This window comes from Sphingobium psychrophilum (assembly GCF_012927105.1).
Taxonomy (GTDB): Bacteria; Pseudomonadota; Alphaproteobacteria; order Sphingomonadales; family Sphingomonadaceae; genus Sphingobium; species Sphingobium psychrophilum.
Map to the genome: position 1 here is coordinate 87,971 of NZ_JABBFV010000005.1, position 22,474 is coordinate 110,444.

General features: G+C 62.4%; 27 protein-coding genes and 2 pseudogenes. 8 read left to right on the forward strand and 21 right to left on the reverse strand.

Going from position 1 to position 22,474, the window contains the following annotated elements; genetic code table 11:
• Positions 1-3: 3 nt before the first annotated feature.
• The 3 genes from HHL08_RS08720 to HHL08_RS08730 form a co-directional block, all read right to left on the reverse strand.
• On the reverse strand, positions 4-1,650 hold the full coding sequence (locus tag HHL08_RS08720; protein WP_048576298.1) for a Na+/H+ antiporter: 1,647 nt from the start codon (positions 1,648-1,650) through the stop codon (positions 4-6).
• A gap of 53 nt (positions 1,651-1,703) precedes the next feature.
• On the reverse strand, positions 1,704-2,012 hold the full coding sequence (locus HHL08_RS08725) for an alkylphosphonate utilization protein (RefSeq protein WP_169572427.1): 309 nt from the start codon (positions 2,010-2,012) through the stop codon (positions 1,704-1,706).
• A 267-nt stretch (positions 2,013-2,279) separates the two neighbouring features.
• A complete protein-coding gene (locus tag HHL08_RS08730) occupies positions 2,280-2,609 on the reverse strand; it encodes a helix-turn-helix domain-containing protein (protein WP_048576300.1) in 330 nt (109 codons plus the stop codon).
• 115 nt (positions 2,610-2,724) lie between these two features.
• Between HHL08_RS08730 and HHL08_RS08735 the strand changes: the two genes are divergently transcribed.
• The gene (locus HHL08_RS08735) at positions 2,725-4,326 is read left to right on the forward strand and encodes a phosphoenolpyruvate carboxykinase (protein WP_048576301.1); all 1,602 of its coding nucleotides are present in this window, start codon (positions 2,725-2,727) and stop codon (positions 4,324-4,326) included.
• An 11-nt stretch (positions 4,327-4,337) separates the two neighbouring features.
• Positions 4,338-4,549: pseudogene (locus HHL08_RS25565) on the forward strand (copper-binding protein); the annotation flags it as partial.
• A 48-nt stretch (positions 4,550-4,597) separates the two neighbouring features.
• Here HHL08_RS25565 and HHL08_RS08745 read toward each other — a convergent pair.
• The gene (locus tag HHL08_RS08745) at positions 4,598-5,269 is read right to left on the reverse strand and encodes an NAD(P)H-dependent oxidoreductase (protein ID WP_169572429.1); all 672 of its coding nucleotides are present in this window, start codon (positions 5,267-5,269) and stop codon (positions 4,598-4,600) included.
• Between the two features lie 169 nt (positions 5,270-5,438).
• Entirely contained in the window at positions 5,439-5,792 is a 354-nt protein-coding gene (locus tag HHL08_RS08750) for an ABC transporter ATP-binding protein/permease (protein ID WP_048576303.1), read from the reverse strand.
• 62 nt (positions 5,793-5,854) lie between these two features.
• Here HHL08_RS08750 and cydX point away from each other — a divergent pair, with 62 nt between their 5' ends.
• Entirely contained in the window at positions 5,855-6,001 is a 147-nt protein-coding gene (gene cydX / locus HHL08_RS08755) for a cytochrome bd-I oxidase subunit CydX (RefSeq protein ID WP_082166109.1), read from the forward strand.
• Positions 6,002-6,169: 168 nt separating this feature from the next.
• Positions 6,170-6,793, forward strand: a complete 624-nt coding sequence (locus HHL08_RS08760) for a Crp/Fnr family transcriptional regulator (protein WP_235954991.1) — start codon at positions 6,170-6,172, stop codon at positions 6,791-6,793.
• Between the two features lie 13 nt (positions 6,794-6,806).
• Here the strand turns inward: HHL08_RS08760 and HHL08_RS08765 are convergent, their stop codons facing one another.
• From HHL08_RS08765 to HHL08_RS25570, 7 genes and pseudogenes are all read right to left on the reverse strand, one after another.
• On the reverse strand, positions 6,807-7,286 hold the full coding sequence (locus HHL08_RS08765) for a hypothetical protein (RefSeq protein WP_169572431.1): 480 nt from the start codon (positions 7,284-7,286) through the stop codon (positions 6,807-6,809).
• A 45-nt stretch (positions 7,287-7,331) separates the two neighbouring features.
• Positions 7,332-7,991 (reverse strand): OmpW/AlkL family protein, encoded by a 660-nt coding sequence (locus HHL08_RS08770; RefSeq protein ID WP_048576305.1) that lies wholly within the window; start codon positions 7,989-7,991, stop codon positions 7,332-7,334.
• Between the two features lie 618 nt (positions 7,992-8,609).
• Positions 8,610-9,410, reverse strand: coding sequence for a universal stress protein (locus HHL08_RS08775; RefSeq protein ID WP_043153872.1), 801 nt, complete (start codon positions 9,408-9,410; stop codon positions 8,610-8,612).
• 252 nt (positions 9,411-9,662) lie between these two features.
• Positions 9,663-10,127 (reverse strand): hypothetical protein, encoded by a 465-nt coding sequence (locus tag HHL08_RS08780; RefSeq protein WP_048576353.1) that lies wholly within the window; start codon positions 10,125-10,127, stop codon positions 9,663-9,665.
• Positions 10,127-10,444 carry a DUF1971 domain-containing protein gene (locus HHL08_RS08785; RefSeq protein WP_169572433.1) on the reverse strand — a complete coding sequence of 106 codons (318 nt, stop codon included), beginning with the start codon at positions 10,442-10,444 and terminating at the stop codon, positions 10,127-10,129. The genes HHL08_RS08780 and HHL08_RS08785 overlap by 1 nt, the downstream gene beginning before the upstream one ends.
• A gap of 4 nt (positions 10,445-10,448) precedes the next feature.
• Positions 10,449-10,892, reverse strand: a complete 444-nt coding sequence (locus HHL08_RS08790; protein ID WP_169572436.1) for a globin domain-containing protein — start codon at positions 10,890-10,892, stop codon at positions 10,449-10,451.
• Positions 10,893-11,076: 184 nt separating this feature from the next.
• Positions 11,077-11,457 (reverse strand): annotated as a pseudogene (locus HHL08_RS25570) (group III truncated hemoglobin); the annotation flags it as partial.
• Positions 11,458-11,569: 112 nt separating this feature from the next.
• Here HHL08_RS25570 and HHL08_RS08800 point away from each other — a divergent pair.
• Complete coding sequence (locus HHL08_RS08800) at positions 11,570-12,031, forward strand: RrF2 family transcriptional regulator (protein WP_169572438.1); 462 nt, start codon at positions 11,570-11,572, stop codon at positions 12,029-12,031.
• Positions 12,032-12,066: 35 nt separating this feature from the next.
• Here the strand turns inward: HHL08_RS08800 and HHL08_RS08805 are convergent, their stop codons facing one another.
• Entirely contained in the window at positions 12,067-13,344 is a 1,278-nt protein-coding gene (locus tag HHL08_RS08805; RefSeq protein WP_169572440.1) for an MgtC/SapB family protein, read from the reverse strand.
• Between the two features lie 277 nt (positions 13,345-13,621).
• Here HHL08_RS08805 and HHL08_RS08810 point away from each other — a divergent pair, with 277 nt between their 5' ends.
• Positions 13,622-16,210 carry a cation-translocating P-type ATPase gene (locus HHL08_RS08810; RefSeq protein ID WP_043153848.1) on the forward strand — a complete coding sequence of 863 codons (2,589 nt, stop codon included), beginning with the start codon at positions 13,622-13,624 and terminating at the stop codon, positions 16,208-16,210.
• A gap of 7 nt (positions 16,211-16,217) precedes the next feature.
• On the opposite strand, the gene HHL08_RS08815 is transcribed toward HHL08_RS08810, so the two are convergent.
• The 6 genes from HHL08_RS08815 to HHL08_RS08840 form a co-directional block, all read right to left on the reverse strand.
• Positions 16,218-17,279, reverse strand: a complete 1,062-nt coding sequence (locus tag HHL08_RS08815; RefSeq protein WP_043153847.1) for an AI-2E family transporter — start codon at positions 17,277-17,279, stop codon at positions 16,218-16,220.
• 10 nt (positions 17,280-17,289) lie between these two features.
• Positions 17,290-17,625, reverse strand: a complete 336-nt coding sequence (locus HHL08_RS08820) for a TraR/DksA family transcriptional regulator (RefSeq protein ID WP_169572442.1) — start codon at positions 17,623-17,625, stop codon at positions 17,290-17,292.
• On the reverse strand, positions 17,625-17,873 hold the full coding sequence (locus HHL08_RS08825) for a YdcH family protein (RefSeq protein ID WP_169572444.1): 249 nt from the start codon (positions 17,871-17,873) through the stop codon (positions 17,625-17,627). Before HHL08_RS08825 ends, HHL08_RS08820 begins: the two co-directional genes overlap by 1 nt.
• Positions 17,874-17,960: 87 nt before the next feature.
• A complete protein-coding gene (locus HHL08_RS08830) occupies positions 17,961-18,152 on the reverse strand; it encodes a hypothetical protein (protein WP_169572446.1) in 192 nt (63 codons plus the stop codon).
• Positions 18,153-18,311: 159 nt separating this feature from the next.
• On the reverse strand, positions 18,312-18,944 hold the full coding sequence (locus tag HHL08_RS08835) for a response regulator transcription factor (RefSeq protein ID WP_152542854.1): 633 nt from the start codon (positions 18,942-18,944) through the stop codon (positions 18,312-18,314).
• Between the two features lie 387 nt (positions 18,945-19,331).
• Positions 19,332-19,694 carry a hypothetical protein gene (locus tag HHL08_RS08840; RefSeq protein ID WP_235954992.1) on the reverse strand — a complete coding sequence of 121 codons (363 nt, stop codon included), beginning with the start codon at positions 19,692-19,694 and terminating at the stop codon, positions 19,332-19,334.
• A gap of 508 nt (positions 19,695-20,202) precedes the next feature.
• Between HHL08_RS08840 and HHL08_RS08845 the strand changes: the two genes are divergently transcribed.
• Positions 20,203-21,036: a universal stress protein gene (locus tag HHL08_RS08845; RefSeq protein ID WP_169572448.1), complete on the forward strand. Its 834-nt coding sequence runs from the start codon at positions 20,203-20,205 to the stop codon at positions 21,034-21,036.
• Positions 21,033-21,380: a hypothetical protein gene (locus HHL08_RS08850; protein ID WP_169572450.1), complete on the forward strand. Its 348-nt coding sequence runs from the start codon at positions 21,033-21,035 to the stop codon at positions 21,378-21,380. Before HHL08_RS08845 ends, HHL08_RS08850 begins: the two co-directional genes overlap by 4 nt.
• Before the next feature lie 138 nt (positions 21,381-21,518).
• On the opposite strand, the gene HHL08_RS08855 is transcribed toward HHL08_RS08850, so the two are convergent.
• Together HHL08_RS08855 and HHL08_RS08860 are read right to left on the reverse strand one after the other, a co-directional pair.
• Positions 21,519-22,022: a MarR family winged helix-turn-helix transcriptional regulator gene (locus HHL08_RS08855; protein ID WP_272481270.1), complete on the reverse strand. Its 504-nt coding sequence runs from the start codon at positions 22,020-22,022 to the stop codon at positions 21,519-21,521.
• On the reverse strand, positions 22,022-22,447 hold the full coding sequence (locus HHL08_RS08860) for an organic hydroperoxide resistance protein (protein WP_169572452.1): 426 nt from the start codon (positions 22,445-22,447) through the stop codon (positions 22,022-22,024). Before HHL08_RS08860 ends, HHL08_RS08855 begins: the two co-directional genes overlap by 1 nt.
• Positions 22,448-22,474 lie beyond the last annotated feature (27 nt).

Genomic DNA, 22,474 nt, shown 5'->3' on the forward strand with positions numbered 1-22,474 from the left:
GATTTACGCGCCTGCCTGGCTCGCGACCGCATAGCGCGCTTCCATGAGGTCGATCTCCCGGATGAGCCTGCGCGCAGGTTCGCTGCCCAGTTCGCGCTTGCGAACCATTCGGAAGATCTGGGTTCGCTCGGCCTTGAGCGCAGCCAGGCGGAGGTTCCTTTCAATCGCTTCGGATTGCCGCCCCAGAGCGTTGCCTTCAGCATTTCTGGTCTGGCTCTCGATTCTATGCCGGTAAATATCCATGATACGGGCGGCGGCGGCGACATAGATATCCGCATCGCTCTTTCCTACCGCAAGGCCGTGCTGGACTTTCTCGATCTCGGCGATCGCTGCCTCGGCCGCCTTGATCCGGGCGGCGTCTTCCTCTGCCTGATGATCATGTTCCGCCGGCATCTCCAGTCCGGTGAGCAGCCAGGGCAGGGCGAAACTGGCAACGATCAACGAAACGATGATGACGCCCATCGCAAGGAAGATCGCGAGATCCCTTGCCGGAAACGGCGAACCATCGTTCAGCGCAAGCGGAAGGGTCAGGACACCCGCCAGGGTGATGGCGCCGCGCACACCGGCGAACGACATCGCGGCAACGATCCGCCAATTGGGCGTCGAGCGCCAATCACCCCGGCGAAAGAGGGTCAGGCGGAAGGAGAGCCAGACCCACAGGAAGCGCAAGGCCGCAAGGCCGATATTGATGGCGATGACATAGATCGCCAGCCACCACGGCTCTTGATGTCCGGTCATACGAACGGTTCCTGCCGCGCCGGCGAGGATGGCGGGCAACTGCTCGCCGAGCAGGACGAAGATGACCCCGTTCGCCGTGAACTGAATGACGTCCCACACCGTGCTCCGCCGGATCCGGGTGGTGGCCAGAAGCTCTCCGCTCGTTTCGACGAAACCCATGGTGAGACCGGCGGCGACGGCGGCGAGGATGCCCGAGCAGTGCAGATGCTCGGCGACCAGATAGGAGCCAAAGGGGATGAGCAGGCTGATCAGGATCTGGGTGCCGCCTTCTTCGCCGTAGCGGCGAGAGACCCAGCTTTTCATACGCGAAACGGACCAGGTAAGGCCGGCACCGACGGCGATGCCGCCAAGGGCCACCCAGAGGAAGCTGAGTGCCGCCTCATGGACCGAGAAGGCACCGGTCAGCGCAGCCGCGATCGCAAAACGCAGGCAAACAAGACCAGAGGCATCGTTCAGCAGCGATTCGCCCTCCAATATGTGCATCATCCGCTTGGGGATTGGCGCCCGCTGCGCGATGGCGGATACGGCGATGGGATCGGTCGGCGAGAGGACCGCTGCCAGGGCAAAGGCCACGGCGAGCGGCACGGCCGGGATCATCCAGTGGATGAAGAGGCCCATGCCGATCACGGTGACTATCACCAGGCCGAGGGCCAGTTCGACGACGGTCTTGCCGTCCTTGAACAGTTCCTCGCGCGGGATCCGCCAGCCATCGAGAAAGAGCAAAGGCGGCAGGAAGAGGAGGAAGAATATCTCCGGGTCCAGCGTTACCCGCCAATCGGCGCCGAGCCCGATCAACGCCCCAAGCGCTATCTGGAACAGTGGGCGCGGGAGCGGCAGGGGCAGCATGCGGGACAGAATGCCGCTCAGGATGACGGCGAGCAGGAGGAGCAGGATGATCGTGACGGTTTCCAACAGTCTTCCTCGTCGCGTATTGAAATAGCGTCCTTTCTTTCGTCTTGATGTGCTCAGCGCTTCCTGACGAACTCCGCGCGGAGTACCAGGCCCTTGATCCCTTCGTAGCGGCAGTCGATCTCCTGGGCATCGCCCGTCAACCGGATCGATTTGATCACTGTGCCGCGCCGCAAAGTCTGGTTGGCGCCCTTGACCGTGAGATCCTTTATCAAGGTCACGCTGTCGCCATCGGCCAGGAGATTGCCGACCGAATCCCGCACCTCAACCGTTTCCTCTGCTGCGTTCTTGGTGGCCGCTTCCGCAGCGCTGATCCATTCCCCTGTTGCTTCGTCATACACATAGTCGTCGTTCGTATCGGTCATCGTGGCAATCTCCAGGCGGGGCCAGTTGGGTCGTGTGACGGCGCGCTTTTCACATTCACGATGGGCGCCTTCAGGCTTGGGCAGAGTTCAGATCCGAACCGACGTCTTGACGTTGCCGGCAAGCCGCGCGCCCGTTTGACGGGCGAGTTGTCACACCGCTGGTCTTGGACAGCGGCACGGCCTGCCACATCCATCCCTAAACGATCAGGCTGGTATCGATTGTCCGAGCCGGTGCTCAGCAGTTGCTTGACGGCCGTCCACGGCGCGTCATGCAGCATCGCCACTGCCCAGCGACGCTTCGATCTGGTCGAACAGCATCGACGGCACGCGTTTTAGCGAACGCCCTGTAAGGGTCTCCTTCAACCGCACTCCGCGGCCGACGCCAACGCTCGGCGCGTTCTCCCCGATCAGTTCAATTCCGGCGCTCTCGAGTGCTGAGATCACCTTGACCAGCGTGTCCACCACGCCTCGCACCTGCCCGTCCGATGCTTCCATGCGCTGGATGGTCGGCAGTGACAGTTTCGCCAGCTCGGCAAGCTGGCGTTGGTCGATACCGAGAAGGGCGCGCGCTGCGCGCATCTGCTGTGACGTGATCATGGCCCCTCATGATGGATAAAACATCAAATAGCAATCTTAACAATCAGCGATATGGTATGATATGGCGGATATGGCCATTGGTGGCGCGTGAGAATGAAGCTTAGGAGATGCGAAAATGACGGCCTTCCCGATCCAGAGCCCGGAACTGGCGGTCAAGGACGGGACGCAACTCCATCGCAATCTCGGGACGGCCGAACTGGTGGAAAAGGCAATCCAGAACGGCGAGGGGGTGATGTCGAGGGACGGTGCCCTGGTCGTCGCGACCGGCAAGCACACCGGCCGCTCGGCCAGGGACAAGTTCATCGTCAAGGACGCCGAGACCGAAAATACGGTCTGGTGGGGCCCGACGAACGTGCCCATGACGCCCGAGCATTTCGCGGCACTGAAAGAGGATTTTCTTGCCGCGCTGGGCGCGAAGAAGACGGTCTTCGTCCAGGATCTTTTCGGCGGGTCACAGGCTGATCATCGCGTCAATGTGCGGATCTATACAGAGCTCGCCTGGCATAGCCTGTTCGTCAAGACCCTGCTCGTTCGTCCAAGCCCAACGGAGCTTGAAGGGTTTATCGCGGAGTACACGATCATCGACCTGCCGAGCTTCCCGGCAGACCCGGCCCGTCATGGCTGCCGCTCGGAGACGGTGATCGCGGTCAACTTCACCGAGAAGCTGATCCTCATCGGCGGCACGGCCTATGCCGGCGAGATGAAAAAGTCGGTGTTCTCGATCCTCAACTATCTGCTGCCGGCCAAGGGCATCATGCCGATGCACTGCTCGGCCAATATTGGCCCCAAGGGTGACACGGCGGTCTTCTTCGGCCTCTCCGGCACTGGGAAGACCACGCTCTCGGCCGATGCCAGCCGGACGCTGATCGGCGATGACGAGCATGGCTGGTCAGACACGGCGGTCTTCAATTTCGAAGGCGGCTGCTACGCCAAGATGATCAACCTGTCGGCCGAGGCCGAACCAGAGATCCATGCGACCACCAGGCGCTTTGGCACGGTGCTGGAGAATGTGGTGATCGACCGGGAGACGCGCGAGATCGATCTCGACGACAACAGCCTGGCCGAGAACAGCCGCGGTTCCTACCCGATCGACTTCATCCCCAATGCGAGCGTCGATAATCTGGGGCCGGTGCCGAAGAACATCATTTTCCTGACTGCCGATGCCTATGGCGTGCTGCCGCCGATTGCGAAGCTCACGCCAGAACAGGCGATGTACCATTTCCTCTCGGGCTATACTGCGCGTGTCGCCGGCACGGAGATTGGCGTAACAGAGCCGACGGCGACCTTCTCGACCTGCTTCGGCGCGCCGTTCATGCCGCGTCACCCGAGCGTCTACGGCAATCTGCTGAAAGAGCGGATCGCCAGGGGCAGGGTTACCTGCTGGCTGGTCAACACCGGCTGGACGGGCGGCAAATACGGCGTCGGTAAGCGCATGCCGATCAAGGTTACCCGCGCTCTGCTGAACGCCGCACTTAATGGCAGTTTCGAAGGGATCATCTTCACCAGGGATACGACATTCGGGTTCGAGGTTCCTGTGACAGCGCCGGGGATCAGCGGTGATATTCTCGAGCCGCGCGGGACCTGGGCAGACAAGGATGCCTATGATCAGGCTGCTTTGAACCTTGCGATGCAGTTCGCTGAGAACTTCAGGCAGTTCGAGGACAAAGTCGATGCGGCGGTGCTTGCTGCGGGGCCGCGGGTTCTCAATCAGGCATGATGTCGTCATCGGCACCATCGCGGAGCATCGACATCCACCTCACCGGCAACATGGAGCGGTCTATGTGGCCGATCGACGGTGAGAAAATGTCGGACGTGCACGAGCCAATCCCGTTCATCGAAGGCGAGCGGGTGCCGCAAATCTCATCGAAGACCGCATGATGGGGCACCCGATCCGCACCCATGATCACTTCTTCGAGTTGGTGACCGGGCATCGCGATCATCGCCATGAAGGCTCGACCCACTCTAATCGCGCACCAGGATGGTGTCGTTCAACTTCCGTCCGAGATCGAAGGCGGAGCCGCAGCGCCATATTGTTCCACGGCAAGCCTCGCGCAGATCTTGCGCGCCCGCTCACGGACATCGGAAAGATGCTCGTCGATGAAGCGTGTGGGCAGGCCTTCGACGATACTGCCGATGTGAAGATAGTCAGCCGATTTCATCGAAAAGGCCCGGAAGAGATATCGGCTCGATAATTCCCGCAGCGAGTCCAACTGCCCTTGTTCGTCCAGCCATGCGTCGCGGGCGCCCGATGTCGTGATCGTGATCATATGGCCTGCGGTCAACGGGCCTCGTCCTGCGCCATCCTGGACTTGATGCGGCGTGACGCCCGCGCCGATCACGCGATCGACGTAGCCTTTCATCATGGCCGGCGGCAGGCCGAACCAGATCGGATAGATGAGCGCCACAACATCACAACCTTCGATGGCTTCGAGTTCGGCACGCACGTCAGGCGCGATCTCGAAACCACGCCTGTCGGGCCGTTCTTCGCTCTTGAGTACCGGATCGAACTTCATCGCATAGAGATCACGCAGGATTGCCTCTTGCCCGCATTCCCGAACTGTCTCGCAATAGGCGTGTGCGATGGCGGCATTGAAGCTCTGTGGATCGGGATGGATGAGGATCGCCACATGTCGGGCATGCCCCTTTGCCGCGTCAGCCATCGAACGACTCCTTCAGCTGCAATGCTACCCTACCGCACGATGGCTCGCCCTTGGGGAAATTACGCAACGATGGACATCACTGACGAAGCGGCCAGTTGCTGTCCCGCCAGAATGTGGATGGCTTCGATCGCCCGATCGCTTGCGCGGGACAGGTGGTGGCTGACGAGAATCAGACGCTGCCGGTTATACATTCAGGTCCCTGTCCAGCCGTTCGACCACCAAACCCGCTTTCATAATTCAGGCCTTCTGAGGTTATCGAGAAGGAGCCCGTGCGCAGGAGTAAGATAGGTGCGACCCAGTGAGAGGCGCCGACGCTCCCCACCCGAAAATCCGATGTCATTCTCACCGACCCAGCGTTGAGGCCATCCAGAAGTGCTACCAGCCGATCATCGATCACGGCGACATGCAACACGGCCCATAGCTCGGCATCGGTCACGGCCTCGAGGGCCAGCGGTAGGTTGTCCCCGATCGTCTCGGCGAGCAGAACGGCGTCCTGCGGCACCGCCTGGGCCCACAAGATCATGTGGGGCCGTCTGACGACCGGGGTCGTTTCCACGCATCCGGATTACTACTGATAGCAGGCACATCGCCACATGGTATTTCGCTTGGGTTCTCGGGCTCGGCCTCGCGGTCGGCTTCAGTATCCTCAACGGCACCTGGCACGAGGTCCACTTGCCCAATGGGGCGACGGTGCCGGACGAAACTGAGCTTCCGAAACCGTTGCCGGCCTGAACTCTGGACTCCGCCGGCGTAGATGCGTGAGTGGGGATGAAGATGCTCGGTAGCCGCACAACCTTGGATTGGCCCGATGGTGAGGAGAGGTTTCCGACATCGGTTTGTATGGATTGCGCGGTTCGCCGGGACTCTTTGTGCGGAACGCTTGCGGGTGAAGACCTCATCATGCTGCACAAGCTTGGCCGGCGCCGCCGTTTACGTCGCGGCGAATCGATCGCCTGGGCAGGAGAGGAGAGCCGCGGTTGCGCGAACGTCCTTTCGGGCATCCTGAAAGTCAGCGCGTTGACCGCCGACGGCCGCGAACAGATTGTCGGCTTACTCTATCCGTCGGACTTCGTGGGACAGCCCTTCGTGGGCAGCTTCGAATTCACAGTGACGGCGTTGGGAGACGCGGAAATCTGCACCTTTCGTAAGTCCGATTTCGAAGGGTTTCTGTCGACGCGAAACGGGATGACCCAGGCTCTCCTGCGCCGTACCTTCGATACGCTGAGCGATGCGCGCAAGCGCATGCTTCTACTCGGTCGTCAAAGTGCCAGCGAGAGGATCGCAGACTTTCTGCTCCAAACTTTCGAGAGGATCGGGGGCTATAGCGCCAGCGCCAATGGACCGGTAACCTTCGATCTTCCTCTTTCCCGAGGCGCAATCGCCGATGTGCTGGGCCTCACCATCGAAACGGTCAGCCGGCAAATGACCAAGCTCAAGATGGCCGGCGTGATTGCCCTGCCGGGCGGTCGCGCGGTGACGATACTCAAGCGTGACGCGCTCAGGCGAATGGCCGACGCTGCCTGAATGATCGTGGCCGCTAGGCGCGACAGCGCCGGCCGAGGCTGTCGCGCAATAGTGTTCGTGCCGCGGGCGTAAGACGCTGCTCCGCGAGCCCGAGGATCGCCAGTTCCTCGAACGCCATATCGGCCCGGCACGCTTCGAAGAAGCAGCGAAGCATATATCCCAATGTTGTTGCAGGCAGTGGAGAGCATCCAGGCCGGAGAGCCGCGACGAGGTCCTGCGCTTGCACAACCTGTGACGCGCTGCGGCAGCGCATACGATCAATGACCGCTTCGCCGTTCGGCATCGTCCGTGGGGCGAAAACGGTTTCCAAAAACCTGCGCTCTCGAGCTTCATGGGTGGGAAGCCGGTTCTCAAGCTCGTGGCAAACCCAGGCTGCGTCATCTTCTTCCGGAAGGGTCGGCAGAGCGTCCGCAACCGATTCCAGCATATCGCAAAGACAGGCAAGCTCGGCGTGGTCGATGAGCAGCGCGATCAGGTCGATCTCGTCGATCATGTACCAACCCATCGGTGGGACCAAGTTCGTGGCGGCTTGCATTGCTCAGAACCGCATGCCGATGCCGATACCAGGCACCAGAGGGTCGAGGTGGACACGCTCGCGGTTGATCAGACTGCCCGTCGTCAGACGGGCCGTGGTATCGATGTCGATATATTTGAGGTCAATGTTGAGGAAAATGCGAGGGGTAATGTCGATATCGACGCCGGCCTGCAGGGCATAGCCGAAGCTGTCCTTCAGTTTCAGCTTCGTGTCACCAATAGCCGACTGGAGCGCATTGCTGGCCTTTTCCGAATAGAAGATCGTGTAGTTGACGCCCGCGCCGACATAGGGCCGAATATGTGCGTTGGGCGCAAAATGATATTGAAGCGTGAGCGTTGGCGGAAGCACCCAGGTTCGTCCTGCCTTGCCGAGCCCGTCAAGCGCGCCGCGTCCTTCGATGTGATGCTTCGTCGTGGCCAGGATCAGTTCGGCACCGATGTGCCTGGTCGCCATATAGGTGAAGTCCACTTCTGGCGCATAACTGTTTGTCACCGCCGTATGGGCGGTCGGAAAACTCGGAAGGATCGGGCCGGTCTCCTCGGTCGGCGTCACCCGGATCGCACGGGCACGGATGATCCAACGCTTGTCTGCTTCTTCGGCATGGGCCGGGACCGCGAGCGCGGCAACAACTGCGCCAATCGATACAAGGACTATCCTTTTCATGCCTATCTCAATGCCCTGTTAGATATGGATTAGGAGACTTGCCGACTTCGAACTTTGACCGAGCGCAAACATATGTGCGCGATCTGAGTTGGTTCCAATAGACCCGGTCGCATTGGTTTCGTCGGACTACAGAGGCGGAAATTATGTGCATTGGCGCGATAGATATCGCGCAGATTGCCGCGGATCCGATCCGCTCTCTGGCGCACTGTTCGAAGCGCGCCTGATAGGCTCTCTCAAGTGGTGGTGTCGCGGCCGTTCTCGAACAATACCGCCGCGTTGCTTGCGCGGGCCGTTCCGGGATATGATTCAACCGAACATGAATACTTCAAGGGGATGCGGAGGTTTGAGCTTCGTTTCCGCGATACGTACGAAAGGACGCCCCACCCGGTTGCCCGGAGGGGGCGAGTTCCGTTCGCGTGCGGGGAGGAGATGGCCCGCGTCCGGTATGGTGTTAGGCGAGGGTAGCGCTTCTCTCTTTGATCGTGGTCAAAATATGCAATGTGGGGCTGATATGCCCTTCAAGGAGTCATAGTGTAATTTGCGACTGCTTGCATGGCCACGGCGGCGCGAACCTCTGGATGACGGCAGTCGACCGTCGCACTTACGCGCACGGCTCCTTCAGTGCCCGAGCACCAGCGGCAGCTTGCTCTTGGTGAGCATCCGCTTCGTGACGCCGCCAAACGCTTCCAACAGTCGGCCGTGACTATAGGCGCCCATCAGCACATAGTCGGCGTGCCAAAGAGCCGCTTCCTCGGCGATCAACGCGTCCGGCGCGTGAAGTCCGTCGTCGACGATCTTCACGCTCGCGTGCACGCCATGGCGTGACAGATATTCGGCGGCTTCGGTCGGTTCGGTCTTCTCGGCGCCGTCGCGAGCCATGAAGATATGGACGTCGGATGCGAGCTGAAGAAGGGGCACGCAGGCGCGCATCGTGTCTGCCGCAGACGCCTGACCATCCCAGGCGATGAGCGCGCGACCGGCCGCGTTGAGCCGTTCCAGGTTCTCCGGAACAGCAACGATGGGCTTGCGCGCGTGCATCAGAATCCGGCTGGCGATCGTGCGCATATCGGGAAGGGGATAGGCGTCGAGCGTCCGATTGAGCACGATCAGATCCGCGAGCGTCGCCGCCTCGAGGACACAACTGGCGATATCGCCGGTCGCGTCGGTCCAGTCCCAGCGAACGTCTTCATGCGAGAGGCGCTCCGTCAGCGCAGCCCTGTTCTTTGCCTCGTTCTCCCGCTCGTCGGTCAGCATCACGGCTTCACCAAAGCCGGCATAGAGGTCGCCCGCGACCACCGGCGATTGCGTGACGTCGATACAGGTCAGATGCCCATCAAGGGCACGTGTCAGGTCGAGCGCCGTCTGCAGCCTGGCTTCCTGCCCATCGTCGGCGTGAACCAGCAAAAGAATGTTCTTCATCGTCGCCTCCATATTGATGGAGGGACTCTATTTGCGACCCACGGCTCAGAATATGCGGGACTATACTGATGCGAGACAGTCACATGGTGACTGCAGCGATCGCTGGATGGCTGTTCGCTCAGCAACCTGTGGCGGCAAAGCGGCTTCGCGTTGCGGCAAACCAAATGGATGGTGGCATTGTCGGTGGCGTACCCCCGGGGACTGGCCGCCGGCCGGCCGACGGCCTCCGATAGTTTGCGAGTTCAGCGTTGCTCAGATGAGGCCATGGCTTCCCGCGACGGCAGCCATGACCGTCAGGAGTGACAGGACCAGCACAGCATTATGCATCCGTTGCATGCGATCGAAGACGGCCGCCGGCGTCACCGGATCCGCCAGGCGCCGGTGAGCGACCAACGGCTCGGCTACAAAGAGCATGGCGGCAAATCCGATCCAGAGCAGCAGCATCGCATGCATCCACCAGAAATGCAGGTCGGCGAACCTTTCGAGCATGCCGCCGCGCCCGACCATCCAGCCGCCACTTAACCCGGCGAGCAGCACCCACAGTCGCGCCTGCGCCGCGAACCGCCCCTCGAATGCATGGAAGGTCGCGAGCCGCTCGCCAGGTGGATGGCGTCGCCGGATGGCCGGCATGAGCACCGTCGTGACGAAGGCGACGCCACCGATCCAAAGGACGACAGCTGCCACATGCAGAGTCCGCGCGAGGGCGAGATCGTCGATCACGACGCGTCCGCCGCGCGCCAGAATTCGACATAAAAGCGAACCGGGCCAACCGGGAGTACATGGTGAAGGATTGTCGGCTCGACGACACCGGGCGGCCCGCCAGAGGCCAAAAGCCGTTCGCCCGGCTGCCGGCGGGGATCGGTCACCCTGTAGCGCAACGCGCCTTCGGTCACATGGACGAGCCCCCATGTGCCAGGCTTGGTGTTGTGGTCCCGCAGTAGGGCCGCCGGGATCGTCTCCGACGTAAACTCGGCGGTCCGCCGATAGACGGCAAGCCCATCGGGCAAAGTGAGCGCTGCGGGAGCCAGCTCCATCGGATCAGGCCGCCTCGGCGTAGAGCGCCGCCTCACGCGCGATCAGCACGTCGGCAAGAAACCAATAGGCTTCGCCCCAGGCCGCGAGTACCTGTTCGTCGATCGCGTCACCGAGCACGTCCTTGATCGCCGGCAGCAGGGCATCGGCGACGGCCGGGTAATGCGCGGGCTTGATATGCGTCTCGACATGCCGACTCGCGATGCGCTCGATCGCGGAAGTCAGGACGTCGAGCTTGTCGACATTCTTGGCAAAAGCGAGGATGGCGTCGGCTAGGCGTTTCGGCTGCTCGCCCGACCGTTGCGCGGCCTGATTGAACAATGCCTTTATCTCGGGATCAACAAACAGGCGTTCATACATTCGTGTCGTGATCGCCAAGCCGTGCTGCTGAAGCGCGGGTGCGGTGGATTTGACGATAGCCATCGTTTCAGCCGACATCGTGCGTGCCATGAGATCTTCTCCAGATTGGGGCGTTGTGGTGGGATCGTCCGCATGCCCCTCGCTGCGGTCGAACCGGGAAATCAGGCCGCGAGGCGTATGTCTTTGGCATGCGCGGGATAGGGGGCGGGCTGCGTCTCCACGGGAAGCACGGACATGACGATACTCCTGGAGATCGGGCCGGCCTGCGGCCGGTCGGGGAAGGCGATGGCTTGAAGAACAGGGCGAGGCTCAAGCTTTCGGCAATGCGGGCGGCCTTGCCTTGCAACATATGCGCCGCTTCGGGCGTCATCAGCGCGTTCGTGGTTTCCGCCCACAAGGCGAGCCAACGGTCGAACATGGCCGGCGTGATCTGCGCGCGATAGCGTGCGTGCGCCGGCACCGGCTGCCCCTTATAGCGTCCGCTACCGAGCATGACCGAGGACCAGAAGTCGGCAAGCCTTGTCAGATCGCCTGGCCAGTCGTCGATCGCGCCGTTGAAGAGTGGGCCGATCAGCTTATCGGCCCGCACCCGGGCATAGAAAGCGTCGACCAACTGCCGCAGCCCAATTTCGTCGATATCGGTACGCTGCGCCACCGTCTCGTCCTCCAATCATGTATTGGAGATGCATCTATCGGGGCACAGAGAAACATGCATTTGGGATATATACTTATAGTGCTTGGACCGGCTTTCTCCCATATCTGGCGGCATGCGATTGACCCGTTACACCGACTATGCGCTCCGGGTGCTGCTGTATCTCGCCGAGCGTCCCGAACGTGTTTGCGCGATCGCCGAGATCGCCACCGCGCATGCGATTTCCAAGAACCATCTGATGAAGGTCGTCCACGAGTTGGGCAAGGCGGGCTATGTCCAGAGCGTGCGCGGCTGCCACGGCGGCATGCGCCTTTGCCGGCCGCCCGACGCCATCAATATCGGCGCTGTCGTACGGGAGATGGAAGGGGACTTCGACCTTGTCGATTGTGCTTCGTGCGTCATCACGCATCGCTGGGGCCTGCAGGGCGCGCTCGGCGAAGCCCTGGGCGCATTTCTTGCCGTCCTTGACGATTATTCGTTGGCGGACCTGTCCCGCCAGGCGCCAGCATCGCTGACGAATGCTCAGATCACCTCTCCAATGCTGGGGTCGGTGCAACGGCCCTTTGCGACGTCCTGACTGGGAATTCGGGGTGGCCGGACGCCCCCGATCGGTCAGTGCAAGAGGACGGGTAGCATCAGTAGGCTCGCTGCGACGCTCGCGATCAGGGCCAGGGCGGCAGATCTGCCCCGATGCCTCCCGGCCAGGCTGATCGTGGCCCCGGCCTTGACGAGGGTGTTGAGCATGACCGGGGCGGCCAGAACAAGGCCCGCCGTTCGTCCGTCCAGCACGCCCTTTGGCAACCCGCCCATCGTGATGATAGCGGAATCGACATCCACCATCCCCGACAGGGCCAGAACCGTGGCAAGGCCGGCATCGCCAAACCGACCGAGCACCCAACGCGAGGCCAGCGACAGAACCATCACCAGCGCCATGAGGCCGAGCGCCGGCGCGAGGTTGAACGGGTTGCGAACAGGAACTTCCCGGCTGGACGATGAGGGCAACAGCGCCGCTGCCCGGAGCTGCCAAGCCGTGGCGAGGGCACTGACCACCGCCGCCGGCGCGACCAGCAGCGCAAGCGCCGGCAGCGCAAATGGCGCCAGCACGCCCACTAGCACCAGCACGCGCACCAGCATGACCACGGAGGCGGTGGTGATCCCTGCTATCAGAATGGGAGCATTTTCCGTACCGTCGCGCAGCCGGGTCGCCAAAGCGGCGGCAACCGCCGTGGATGAGACCATGGCGCCGGCAGCGGCCGTTGCGAGTGTCCCGCGAGATGCGCCCAGGCGCTTGCTGGCCATATAGCCGGCGAAGGAAAAGCCCGAAACAAGGACGACCACCATCCACAGTTGCCGCGGATTCCAGGCATCATAGGGACCGTAAGGGCGATCGGGGAGGAGTGGCAGGATGGCGAGCGAGATCAGTGCGAATCGGGCGATGGCGCTTACCTCGACCTCGCTCAACCGCCTGATCCAGCCGTGAAGCTGCGATCGGAGCGCAAGCACCAGCGTCATTACCACGGCGATGATCGTGGCGAGGCGTTCCTCCCGGGTGGTTGCCAGGAATCCGCAGCCAAGCGTCAGCAGCCCGGCAAGGCTCGCCGTGCCGCTGATCGGGCCGCCCCGCCAGGCCGCTTGCGCATATCCCATCAGAACCAACATGGCCGCAGCAGCCATGAGGATGATCGCCACCCCTGGCTCGATCGGCCGAAGCGCGCCCGCGACACCTCCGGCCAGCCCCAGAAGTCCAAAGGTCCGGATGCCCGCGAAGCGGGAGCCGGCCGGTTCATGGCGCAAGGTCCAGCCACGCTGGACGCCGATGAGAAGGCCAAGGGCCAGCGCTAGCGCGATGCCGACTATGGTAGCAACGCCTCCGGCTATCGCAAAATCCATCTCAAACGCCGTCACTTATGTCCTCGGTTCTGAATGCAAGGTCGTCCAATGGCCTTGATGCGACCGTATGACCCAATCCAAATGCGAATATCTATTGGCTGCGGGTAGCGGCCAAGGCTCACGGCGCCAATCTTGGCGAGCATAATAGGATAACAGGAATGACGATCAGAGGAATCCGTAAGTACCCGTAATGTGCCGGTAGTCGGCTTGCACCAGAATGATCTTGAAGCAGGCCGGCGACGCAGCACGTCGCTCACTTCGAACAGGAAGAGAATGGATGCCGATCGCCACTGACCAGCGACCTACCGCGCCATCCCGGTCCGGGCTGACCGCAGCGGAGGCCCGGCGACGCCTTGATGCCCAGGGACCGAACGAACTGCCTAGAGCAGGGCGGCGCACGGTCCCGCACATTCTCGCTGAAGTGGTCCGGGAGCCGATGCTGGCGCTGCTGCTTGCGGGCGGCGTCGCCTATATGCTGCTGGGTGACCTTGGCGAAGCGCTCATCCTCCTTGGCTTCGCGACCTTTTCGATCGGCATCACGGTCATCCAGGAAAGCCGCACCGAGCATGTCCTAGAGGCGCTGCGCGACCTGTCGGCGCCGCGTGCGCTGGTGATCCGCGACGGGACCCGCATCCGCATTGCCGGGCGCGAGGTGGTCGATGGCGACCTGCTCGTCCTGGAGCAGGGGGACAGGGTCGCCGCCGACGCGATGCTGATCGCGGCGGACGATCTTCAGGCCGATGAATCGCTGCTTACCGGTGAGTCCGTACCTGTCCGCAAGCAGGCGGTGCTTCAGGGCGAGGAATCGTTGCGGCGACGGCCGGGCGGGGAGGACCAGCCGCTTGTCTATTCGGGCTCGCTCATCACCCGCGGCTCGGGGCTGGCGCTGGCGATCGCGACCGGCCCGCGCAGCGAGATCGGCAAGATCGGCCAGTCGCTCTCGACGCTCGATGCCGAGCCGCCGCGCCTACGCCGGGAAACCGCCCGGATCGTCCGGCTCTGCGCGATCGGAGGCGGCTTCGTCGCCCTCCTTGTCGTCCTGCTCTTCGGGCTCCTGCGCGGAGGATGGATCGACGCTATGCTCGCGGGAATCGCGATCGGCATGTCCATGCTGCCGGAGGAGTTCCCGGTGGTCCTCACGATCTTCCTCGCGATGGGGGCATGGCGCATTGCCCAAGCCGGCGTCCTCACGCGCCGGGCGGCCGCCATTGAGACGCTCGGTTCCGCGACAATATTATGCACCGACAAAACCGGAACTCTCACCGAGAACCGGATGGCCGTGACGGAGCTGTGGCTGGCGTCGGGCGAGACGGCGACGGTCGACGGCGTGACCGAGCCTTCGACCCGGTTTCACGAACTCCTGGATACCAGTATCCTGGCCAGCGCCCCGGTGCCGGTCGATCCGATGGAGGTCGCCTTTCACCAGGCAGGCGCGGGCATCCCGGACCTTGCAGAACGCCGTGCCAAGCTCAGTTTGGCCCACAGCTATGGACTGCGGCCTGAATTGCTGGCGATGTCGAACGTCTGGCAAGCGCCCGACCCCGAGGCGGCCTGCACGGTGGCGGCCAAGGGCGCGCCGGAGGCCATCGCTGCGCTCTGTCATCTGTCGCCGGATGAGCGCGCGCGCCTGAAGGCTGCCGTCGATACCATGGCTCTAAGGGGCATGCGCGTGCTGGGTGTCGCAACGGCATCGACTGGCCCGGGCGACAGCTTGCCGGAATCCCAGCAGGAGCATGATTTTGCCCTGATCGGTCTGATCGGCCTTGCCGATCCCCTGCGCGCCAGTGTGCCGGCCGCCGTGGCCGAATGCCGTAGCGCCGGGATCAGGGTCGTGATGATCACGGGCGACTACGCTGCCACCGCGCGAGCGATAGCGACGCAGGCCGGAATCATGGACGGCGATGTGCTGACCGGGACCGAGCTCGCTGCCCTGGACGACGCGGCGCTTGCAGAACGGCTGAAGACGGTGACAGTCTTCGCGCGGATCATGCCGGAGCAGAAGCTGCGGATCGTGGCGGCATACAAAGCGGATGGCGAAATCGTCGCCATGACCGGAGACGGGGTGAATGACGCACCGTCGCTCAAGGCCGCGCATATCGGCATCGCCATGGGTAAGCGCGGCACCGATGTCGCCCGGGAAGCCTCGGCGATCGTCCTGCTCGACGATGATTTCGGGTCGATCGTGAAGGCGGTGCGGCTCGGGAGGCGCATCTACGACAATATCCGCAAGGCGATGGCCTTCATCTTTGCCGTCCATGTGCCGATCGCAGGCCTCGCGCTGCTGCCGCTTGCCTTCGGCCTGCCCATCCTGTTCGGGCCGATCCATATCGCGTTGCTCGAGATGATCATCGATCCTGTCTGCGCGCTCGTCTTCGAAGCCGAGCGCGAGGAGCAGGATCTGATGAACCGTAAGCCGCGCCACCCCGAGGAACGGCTCTTCTCGCTGCGCATGATCGGCTGGAGCGTGTTCCAGGGCGGGCTGGGCTTTGTGCTGCTCGCCGGGATATTTCTGGCATCGAGCTATTCCGGCATGCCGGAAGCCGATGCGCGCGCGTTGACCTTCTTTTCGCTCATCGGCGTGATCCTGGTGCTGATCCTAGTCAATCGCTCGTTCGACACATCGCTCCTTCACGCGCTGGTCCGGGGCAATGCGGCCCTGCGCTACGTCCTGGGCGCGGTGGTTGCGGTCGCGGCCATCATCATGACCGTTCCCGCACTTCGTAGCCTGCTTAAATTCGGTCCGCTCCATGGCCCCGACCTCGCGATCACCATGGGGTCAGCAGCGCTGCTCCTGATCCTGCTTGAGGCGAGCAAGATGGTCGAGTTGCGGTGGGCGTCAAGCTTTGCACGGCAGCCGCGAACGTGACACGTGCCTATGATGCATCCGATTGAGGCTGGAATCGCGAGCGTGCAAATATATCCCATGCAGCGATGAACAAAGCCGCCGCCACCGGACCGATCACGAGCCCGTTGAAGCCGAGTACTTGCAGACCGCCGAGGGTGGAGATCAGGACGACATAATCGGGCATGCGCGCGTCCCGACCCACCAGGATCGGGCGCAGGAGATTGTCCACGAGGCCGATCACGAACAGGCCGCACAGGATCAAAATGACGCCTTCCCAGACCGCGCCGGTTACGAGCAGATAGACGGCGACCGGCGCCCAGACGATGCCTGTCCCGATCGCCGGCAGAAGCGACAGAAACGCCATCAGCACGCCCCAGAGCAACGCGCTATGGATGCCCAGCGCCCAGAAGACGATCCCGCCGATGGCGCCCTGGATGACCGCAACCACGAGGCTGCCCTTGATCGTCGCCCGAATAACGGCGGCGAATTTCACCAGCAGGGCGGCGCGCTGGTCCGGATCCAGCGGAATGGCCGTTTCCACCCGGGCAGCCACCTGCTTGCCGTCGCGCAAAAGAAAGAAAGTCAGGTAGAGCATGACGCCCAGGGCGACGACGAAGCCGAAGGCGCTCTGGCCGATGCTGAATGCTCGCGCCGTCAGGGTCTGGAAGCTAGCGGCGATCCCGGCGGTCAATTTGGTCCGGACGGAATCGAAATCGCTCAGGCCCAACCCTGTCAGCAGCGACTTCAGCCATTGCGGCAGATGTGCCTGGAACCGGAGGAAGTAGGTGCCGGGATCAGCCTCGCCGCTTTGCATTCGCGCGTAGACGCCCGCCACCTCCTGAAGCAGGAACGCAGAAAGCAGGATGGCGGGGAGGATTACCATCGCCATGATCACGAGCAGCGTCAGCAGAGCGGCAAGGTTGTTCCGCGTCGGCATCGCACGCAGCAGGCGATCGTTGAGAGGCGCGAAGAGGATCGATGCGATGACGCCCCAGAGAATGGCGCCGAACAGCGGTTGCACGATCCACGCGAAGGCCATCGACACGGCCAGGATGAGCACAGCAAAGCTCGTGTCCTCGATGCGGCGCATACGCGGTCCATCAGGCCCTGTCGTGCGCCGCCGCGCTTGCACATCGGATGCAATGTGCGGCGGCGGGCAGCGCCTCTAGCCGTGCCGGCGCTATCGGCTCCCCGCACGTGGTGCACAGGCCATAGGTGTCCGAATCCAGTCTTGCGAGCGCCTGTTGCGTGAGGGCGATTTCGGCCAACGTCGAGCGCTCGACAGCATCCAGTGCTTCATCATCCTGGCGGGCTATCGCCTGTTCTTCGAAATCGGCGTCGAGAGGTTGGCCCTGCTCCTCCTCGATGCGCTCGACTTGGGCGTTCAGTTCGGAGAGGCGATCGGTGAGACGCTGGCGCATAAGGTCGAAATCCATCACGCATCCTGCCTTTCCGCAATCATCGCTGCGACCTCATCGAGCAGGCTCAGGCGCTGCTTTTTCAGGTCTTCGAGTCGGTCATCGGAAGCGGGATCAAGTCCCGCCTCGATCCGGTATATCTGCTGGGCCAACTTATGATGGCGGTCGGCCAGGTCGCGGTAATGCGCGCTCTCCAGCTTCAGCGCGTGAAGGATCTCGCGCTGCGCGGGAAACAGCGCGTGCAGATCGTGGCCAAGTTCACTCATCTTTTCTCCGATCGAAGTTTGTCGTTGGGGACAGGTATATGGTTACCGCTCGTACACGGCGGCGCCAGCGCTTCGACCGGGCGGGCATCATGCGGCCAGCCGCTCGTGATACATCGGAGTTGCCGATGCGCGCGCGCGTCGCAGGGCAAGCAACCGCCGTTGGTAACTGCTGACGAACTGCTGATGAATGCAACGGGCTTCAGCACAGCTCGTGATACGGGCCAATGTCCGGTGTGAACGGCAGCGGCCTAGCAGGTAGGAAATGTCGGGATCATCCATGATGGCAGGCCTCCTTCCATGAGAAGGTGCCGCCTGACGGGGTAGATGTCGCTACGTGAATCTCCGCACCAGTTGGATCGATTTGTGCGTCTGCGGGAGGAAGGCTTCTACGCCGAGTCAGCATTCTGCCGCTGGGGCAAGGACCGACACACGGGACGTTTACGAGGGTTGCGCGGCTCCGACATCGGGCAGCTTGTCGCGCTGTGCAAGGGCAATGTCGATCAACGCGGGAAGGCTCGGCACCGCGAGCTTCCGCATCAGCCTCGCGCGATGGATTTCCACTGTCCTGTGGCTGATTCCCAGCTCCCGACCGATTTCCTTGTTGGTAAGCCCGTGCAGGAGCCAGGCCACGACTTCGCGCTCACGTGCCGTCAGCCGATCGATGTCCCTGGCATCGGGCGGCCGGTGAAGGTGTCCGCATTTGCTGGTCGCCAGCTGGATGGCATCCAGAAGACGCTGCTCGGACAGCGGCTTTTCAAGGATGTCGACAGCGCCGGCCCGAATAGCGGCAACGCCAAATGCGAAGTCCGGCGCTGCCTTCGCGAGCAACACAGCTTGCACCGATCCACGCTTGCGAAGGGTGGCGATGGCATCTGACACGTCATCCTGAACACTGTCGGCGTCGAACAGGACGATACCCGGCGCCAGCCGCGTCGAAGCCACAAGAAAGTCGTGAAGCGTCGCAAAGCAACGCGAAGCGACACCACTCAGCGCTGACATCAGTTCAGGGCGCAACTCGTTGCCGATACAGTAGACTGCGGGAGTTCCCGCAGCCGCCGATAAATCCTTCACCGTCCCGCCTTTCCACTCGTGCAACCTACGAAGGGGGCGGTGGGCATGTCATACGCAATGCTACGGACGCTCCCCGGGAGATTGCGCGTGGGCTCGGCCAAGCGAGGCACGGTCCTGGCAGGGGAAATATAGAGCCGCAAGGCAATGGCAATGCTCGTTGCTGCCGGGTCCACGGCAACGCTGCCGGTTTCATTCTGCTTGAGGACATCATCGCAGAGCCTTCCGGATCGCTGCGTCGAGGCCTTCAGACCCTTGCAAAGTTGGCGCGAGACGGCGGTGCCTGATTTCCGGCGATCAAGCGCCCGAAACCCTCGGCGGAATCATGGGCAGGCGATCCCGCCGGCAGGTCCTTCGACCGCCCTCAGACCTTGGTATCCACCAACATGGTCAGGAATCGATGCGGGCGATGATCGTCTCGGCATAGCGGTCATCACCTGCATCATAGCTATCGAACGGATTGAACGGCTCTGAGGTGATGACCGCACCGCGAAGACCCGAAAGCTTGAAGGTGCCCAGTTTCGTTTCGGTGGACCTGGCGCCATTGCGCTCGATAACCACAGCATCCGCGAACCGGTCGCCGTGCCGCGTGTAGAGGATGTGCGGCGCAAGGATCACCAGCCCACGATTGTAGCTTGCCCGCACACACAGCTGATGGGTGATCGCGTGGGCGAAGACGCTCTCTCCCTCATCTTCCGGCGCGTTTCCGCCGCCTGAATGGCGGAGCGTCAAGGTTTTGCGAATCTGCATCATGCCACTGGCTATTCACCGTCTCAGGTCGTTGCAAGAACGAACCTGAAGATATTGCGATGAGGAAATCCAATGCTGGACACATCCCGCATTTGGTGACCTCGCCATAGCATAACGATCGCGCGATAGTCTCGACCAATAGACGTTCGCGCGCGCGTGAGAGGGCACAGCGGGCGCGAACGGCGTTGTCGGAATGGCCGGTAGCGCCTGGAATCGTATCATGCACGCATGAGAATATCCACCCGCATCGCCGCCGAATGGACACGCAACATTCGAGGTCGTCTCGATTTCCGCCGCGGCGCGAGAGCCTGTTTCCGGTGGCGTCGAGCGGGACCGTAAGGCCCGTCCAGGTGCCAAACCTACTGAGCGATCCACGCGACGAGAGCGCTCATCGTCGCGCCTGTAAGTAGATGACCCGATAGGGAAGCAATGTCGCATAGCCTACGGATATCTTCTGTCGATACCTTGGGAATTCGTCCCGGCAACGCGACACATCGTAGGAGGCCCGCCAGTGAGTTACGCAACTTTGATGGTGCATCTGGAGCTCGGGCGGTCCAATGCCGCGCTGCTCAATGTTGCTGCCGACCTGGCCGAACGATCGCAGGCTGGCGTCATCGGAATTGCCGCGTGCCAGCCGTTGATGGCGACGGCATTTGCTGGCGCTTATGTTTCCGGTGAAGCGATCGAACTGGATCGTGTCGAAATTGAAAGCGAAGCCAAGGAGGCCCAGGCAGAGTTTCGAACTCTGCTGGACGGTCGAGTCGCGGATATTGAATGGCGCTGCGTGGAGATGGCCACGCCGCTTGCGGACTATTTCGCACGCGAGGCACGCGGCGTCGATGTCATCCTGACCGCACCGGATCGTGGCGGCTCGCTGCTTCCCGATACACGACGCGCAAATATCGGCGATCTGGTGATGCAGACCGGGCGACCGGTAATTGTCGTTCCTACGCACGCTAAGGGGCTGCGACCGGAGCAGGTGCTGGTGGCCTGGAAGGACAGCCGGGAAGCCCGGCGTGCCGCACTTGATGCATTGCCGCTACTGGAAATGGCCGGCCATGTGACTGTTGTCGAGGTCGCTAGGGAGGAGGACGAAGCTGTGGCCGGTCGGCGGCTGACCGATGTGGCCGCATGGCTCAAAAGACACGGTATTCTGGCGGAGACGCTGGTGGCGCCGTCGACCGGCGATGATGTGGCTGCCCTTGCGGCGGTCGCTCGCGCTCAGCACGCCGATGTCGTTGTCGCTGGAGCATATGGGCACGGCCGGCTCCGGGAATGGGCGTTTGGTGGCGTGACCGCCGATCTGTTGCTGGATCCCGTAAGATGCACAATGCTGTCCCATTGACCGCTGTCGACATAGGGGGCGGGCGGTCGCTGGCTCCAAAAGCAAACGCGCGATCAGCGCAAGTGATCGTGACGTCGCAAAAGATCGTGCTGATCCTGGTCACACTCGGCCTCGCAAGCTGTAACAAGATGGTGGATCCACGCAGCAATGACACCAACAGAAGGGCGGCCGCGGCGGCGGTGACCCAATATGAGATAAACACGGAAGGGGCCAGCGCGGCGGATCGGTGCCTACAGGCCGGGTTGGCGGCCGCAGCTTATCTGCAGGCCCAGGATGAAAGCAACTACGCAAAGTGGAGGGCACTGGAGGAGGCCAGCTGTGCTGAGACGAAGACAGCAAGATAGCACTGATCAATGCCTCAAGTGGCAAGCTGATGCGGAACGCGGCGGGTTGAGGCAAGGCTGAGCGGTCCGGCGGGCAGCCCGCGCCACAATCCGCCGCTCCGATTGAGATATACCGAGATGATGGACGGTCAACATGGCTTATGTTCCTTTGTGCCGCGGTCGTTTCGTAAGCACCGCCACCAAATTCTGCACCGCATCCCGCAACGAGACGATCGCCTCTGGAGAAAGGTCAAGGCCTTCGCCCAGAGTTGCGGGCACGCTGCTCGCCGGCACCCGCAGGCGGCGCCCGGCCTCGGTCAGCGCAACGATTACGCGGCGCTCGTCGGCGAGATCCCGTCGACGCGTGAGAAGTCCGGCAGCCTCCATCCGTTTCAGGAGCGGCGTGAGCGTTCCGCTGTCCAGATGCAGCGTAGCGCCAAGCTCGCCGACGGTGCGGGGCTCAGACTCCCAGAGCACCAGCATGACAAGATACTGAGGATAGGTGAGACCGATCTTTGACAGAACCGGACAATAAAGCCGGGTCAAAAGGTTCGATGCGGCATAAAGCGGGAAGCAGACCTGACGGTCCAGTCGCAGGGGATCGTCCTCCTTCATTACCGTTTCCGCCGAGATCTCGTCGGCGTCCGCTTCCCGCTTCGCCATCAGCGCGTGCTCACGCTTATCGCAACGTCCACATTACCCCGGACTGCGTTCGAGTAAGGGCAGACGGCATGCGCGGCTGCGATCAGCTCTTCGGCGGCGGCCTGCTCCAGGCCCGCGATCGAAACGTCGAGAGCGGCGGCCAATTTGAAACCGCCGCTGCCGTTGGGCAGAAGGCTGACCGTGGCGACCACTTCAAGATCATCATCGGCAATAGCGAGCTTCTTGCTCCGCGCGACGTGAATGGCCGCATTCTCGAAACAGGCGGCATAGCCGGCCGCGAACAGCTGCTCCGGATTGGTGGCTCCGCCCTTGCCTCCCAGCCCCGTCGGCAGGGCCAGGGAAAGTTCGAGCAGTCCGTCATCGCTGCGAACCGTGCCCGCACGGCCGCCCACGGCTTTGACTCTCGTCGTATACAGTGTGCTCATGATAATCCTCCAGTTGAAATGGTATGC

Excerpts from the sequence above, each read along its gene's own strand:
- HHL08_RS08725 (WP_169572427.1), bottom strand. The coding sequence starts at position 2,012 with ATGACCGATACGAACGACGACTATGTGTATGACGAAGCAACAGGGGAA.
- HHL08_RS08730 (WP_048576300.1), bottom strand. The coding sequence starts at position 2,609 with ATGATCACGTCACAGCAGATGCGCGCAGCGCGCGCCCTTCTCGGTATC.
- HHL08_RS08735 (WP_048576301.1), top strand. The coding sequence starts at position 2,725 with ATGACGGCCTTCCCGATCCAGAGCCCGGAACTGGCGGTCAAGGACGGG.
- HHL08_RS08745 (WP_169572429.1), bottom strand. The coding sequence starts at position 5,269 with ATGGCTGACGCGGCAAAGGGGCATGCCCGACATGTGGCGATCCTCATC.
- HHL08_RS08750 (WP_048576303.1), bottom strand. The coding sequence starts at position 5,792 with ATGATCTTGTGGGCCCAGGCGGTGCCGCAGGACGCCGTTCTGCTCGCC.
- HHL08_RS08760 (WP_235954991.1), top strand. The coding sequence starts at position 6,170 with ATGCTGCACAAGCTTGGCCGGCGCCGCCGTTTACGTCGCGGCGAATCG.
- HHL08_RS08765 (WP_169572431.1), bottom strand. The coding sequence starts at position 7,286 with ATGATCGACGAGATCGACCTGATCGCGCTGCTCATCGACCACGCCGAG.
- HHL08_RS08770 (WP_048576305.1), bottom strand. The coding sequence starts at position 7,991 with ATGAAAAGGATAGTCCTTGTATCGATTGGCGCAGTTGTTGCCGCGCTC.
- HHL08_RS08775 (WP_043153872.1), bottom strand. The coding sequence starts at position 9,410 with ATGAAGAACATTCTTTTGCTGGTTCACGCCGACGATGGGCAGGAAGCC.
- HHL08_RS08785 (WP_169572433.1), bottom strand. The coding sequence starts at position 10,444 with ATGGAGCTGGCTCCCGCAGCGCTCACTTTGCCCGATGGGCTTGCCGTC.
- HHL08_RS08790 (WP_169572436.1), bottom strand. The coding sequence starts at position 10,892 with ATGGCACGCACGATGTCGGCTGAAACGATGGCTATCGTCAAATCCACC.
- HHL08_RS08800 (WP_169572438.1), top strand. The coding sequence starts at position 11,570 with ATGCGATTGACCCGTTACACCGACTATGCGCTCCGGGTGCTGCTGTAT.
- HHL08_RS08805 (WP_169572440.1), bottom strand. The coding sequence starts at position 13,344 with ATGGATTTTGCGATAGCCGGAGGCGTTGCTACCATAGTCGGCATCGCG.
- HHL08_RS08810 (WP_043153848.1), top strand. The coding sequence starts at position 13,622 with ATGCCGATCGCCACTGACCAGCGACCTACCGCGCCATCCCGGTCCGGG.
- HHL08_RS08815 (WP_043153847.1), bottom strand. The coding sequence starts at position 17,279 with ATGCGCCGCATCGAGGACACGAGCTTTGCTGTGCTCATCCTGGCCGTG.
- HHL08_RS08820 (WP_169572442.1), bottom strand. The coding sequence starts at position 17,625 with ATGGATTTCGACCTTATGCGCCAGCGTCTCACCGATCGCCTCTCCGAA.
- HHL08_RS08825 (WP_169572444.1), bottom strand. The coding sequence starts at position 17,873 with ATGAGTGAACTTGGCCACGATCTGCACGCGCTGTTTCCCGCGCAGCGC.
- HHL08_RS08830 (WP_169572446.1), bottom strand. The coding sequence starts at position 18,152 with ATGGATGATCCCGACATTTCCTACCTGCTAGGCCGCTGCCGTTCACAC.
- HHL08_RS08840 (WP_235954992.1), bottom strand. The coding sequence starts at position 19,694 with ATGATGCAGATTCGCAAAACCTTGACGCTCCGCCATTCAGGCGGCGGA.
- HHL08_RS08855 (WP_272481270.1), bottom strand. The coding sequence starts at position 22,022 with ATGGCGAAGCGGGAAGCGGACGCCGACGAGATCTCGGCGGAAACGGTA.
- HHL08_RS08860 (WP_169572452.1), bottom strand. The coding sequence starts at position 22,447 with ATGAGCACACTGTATACGACGAGAGTCAAAGCCGTGGGCGGCCGTGCG.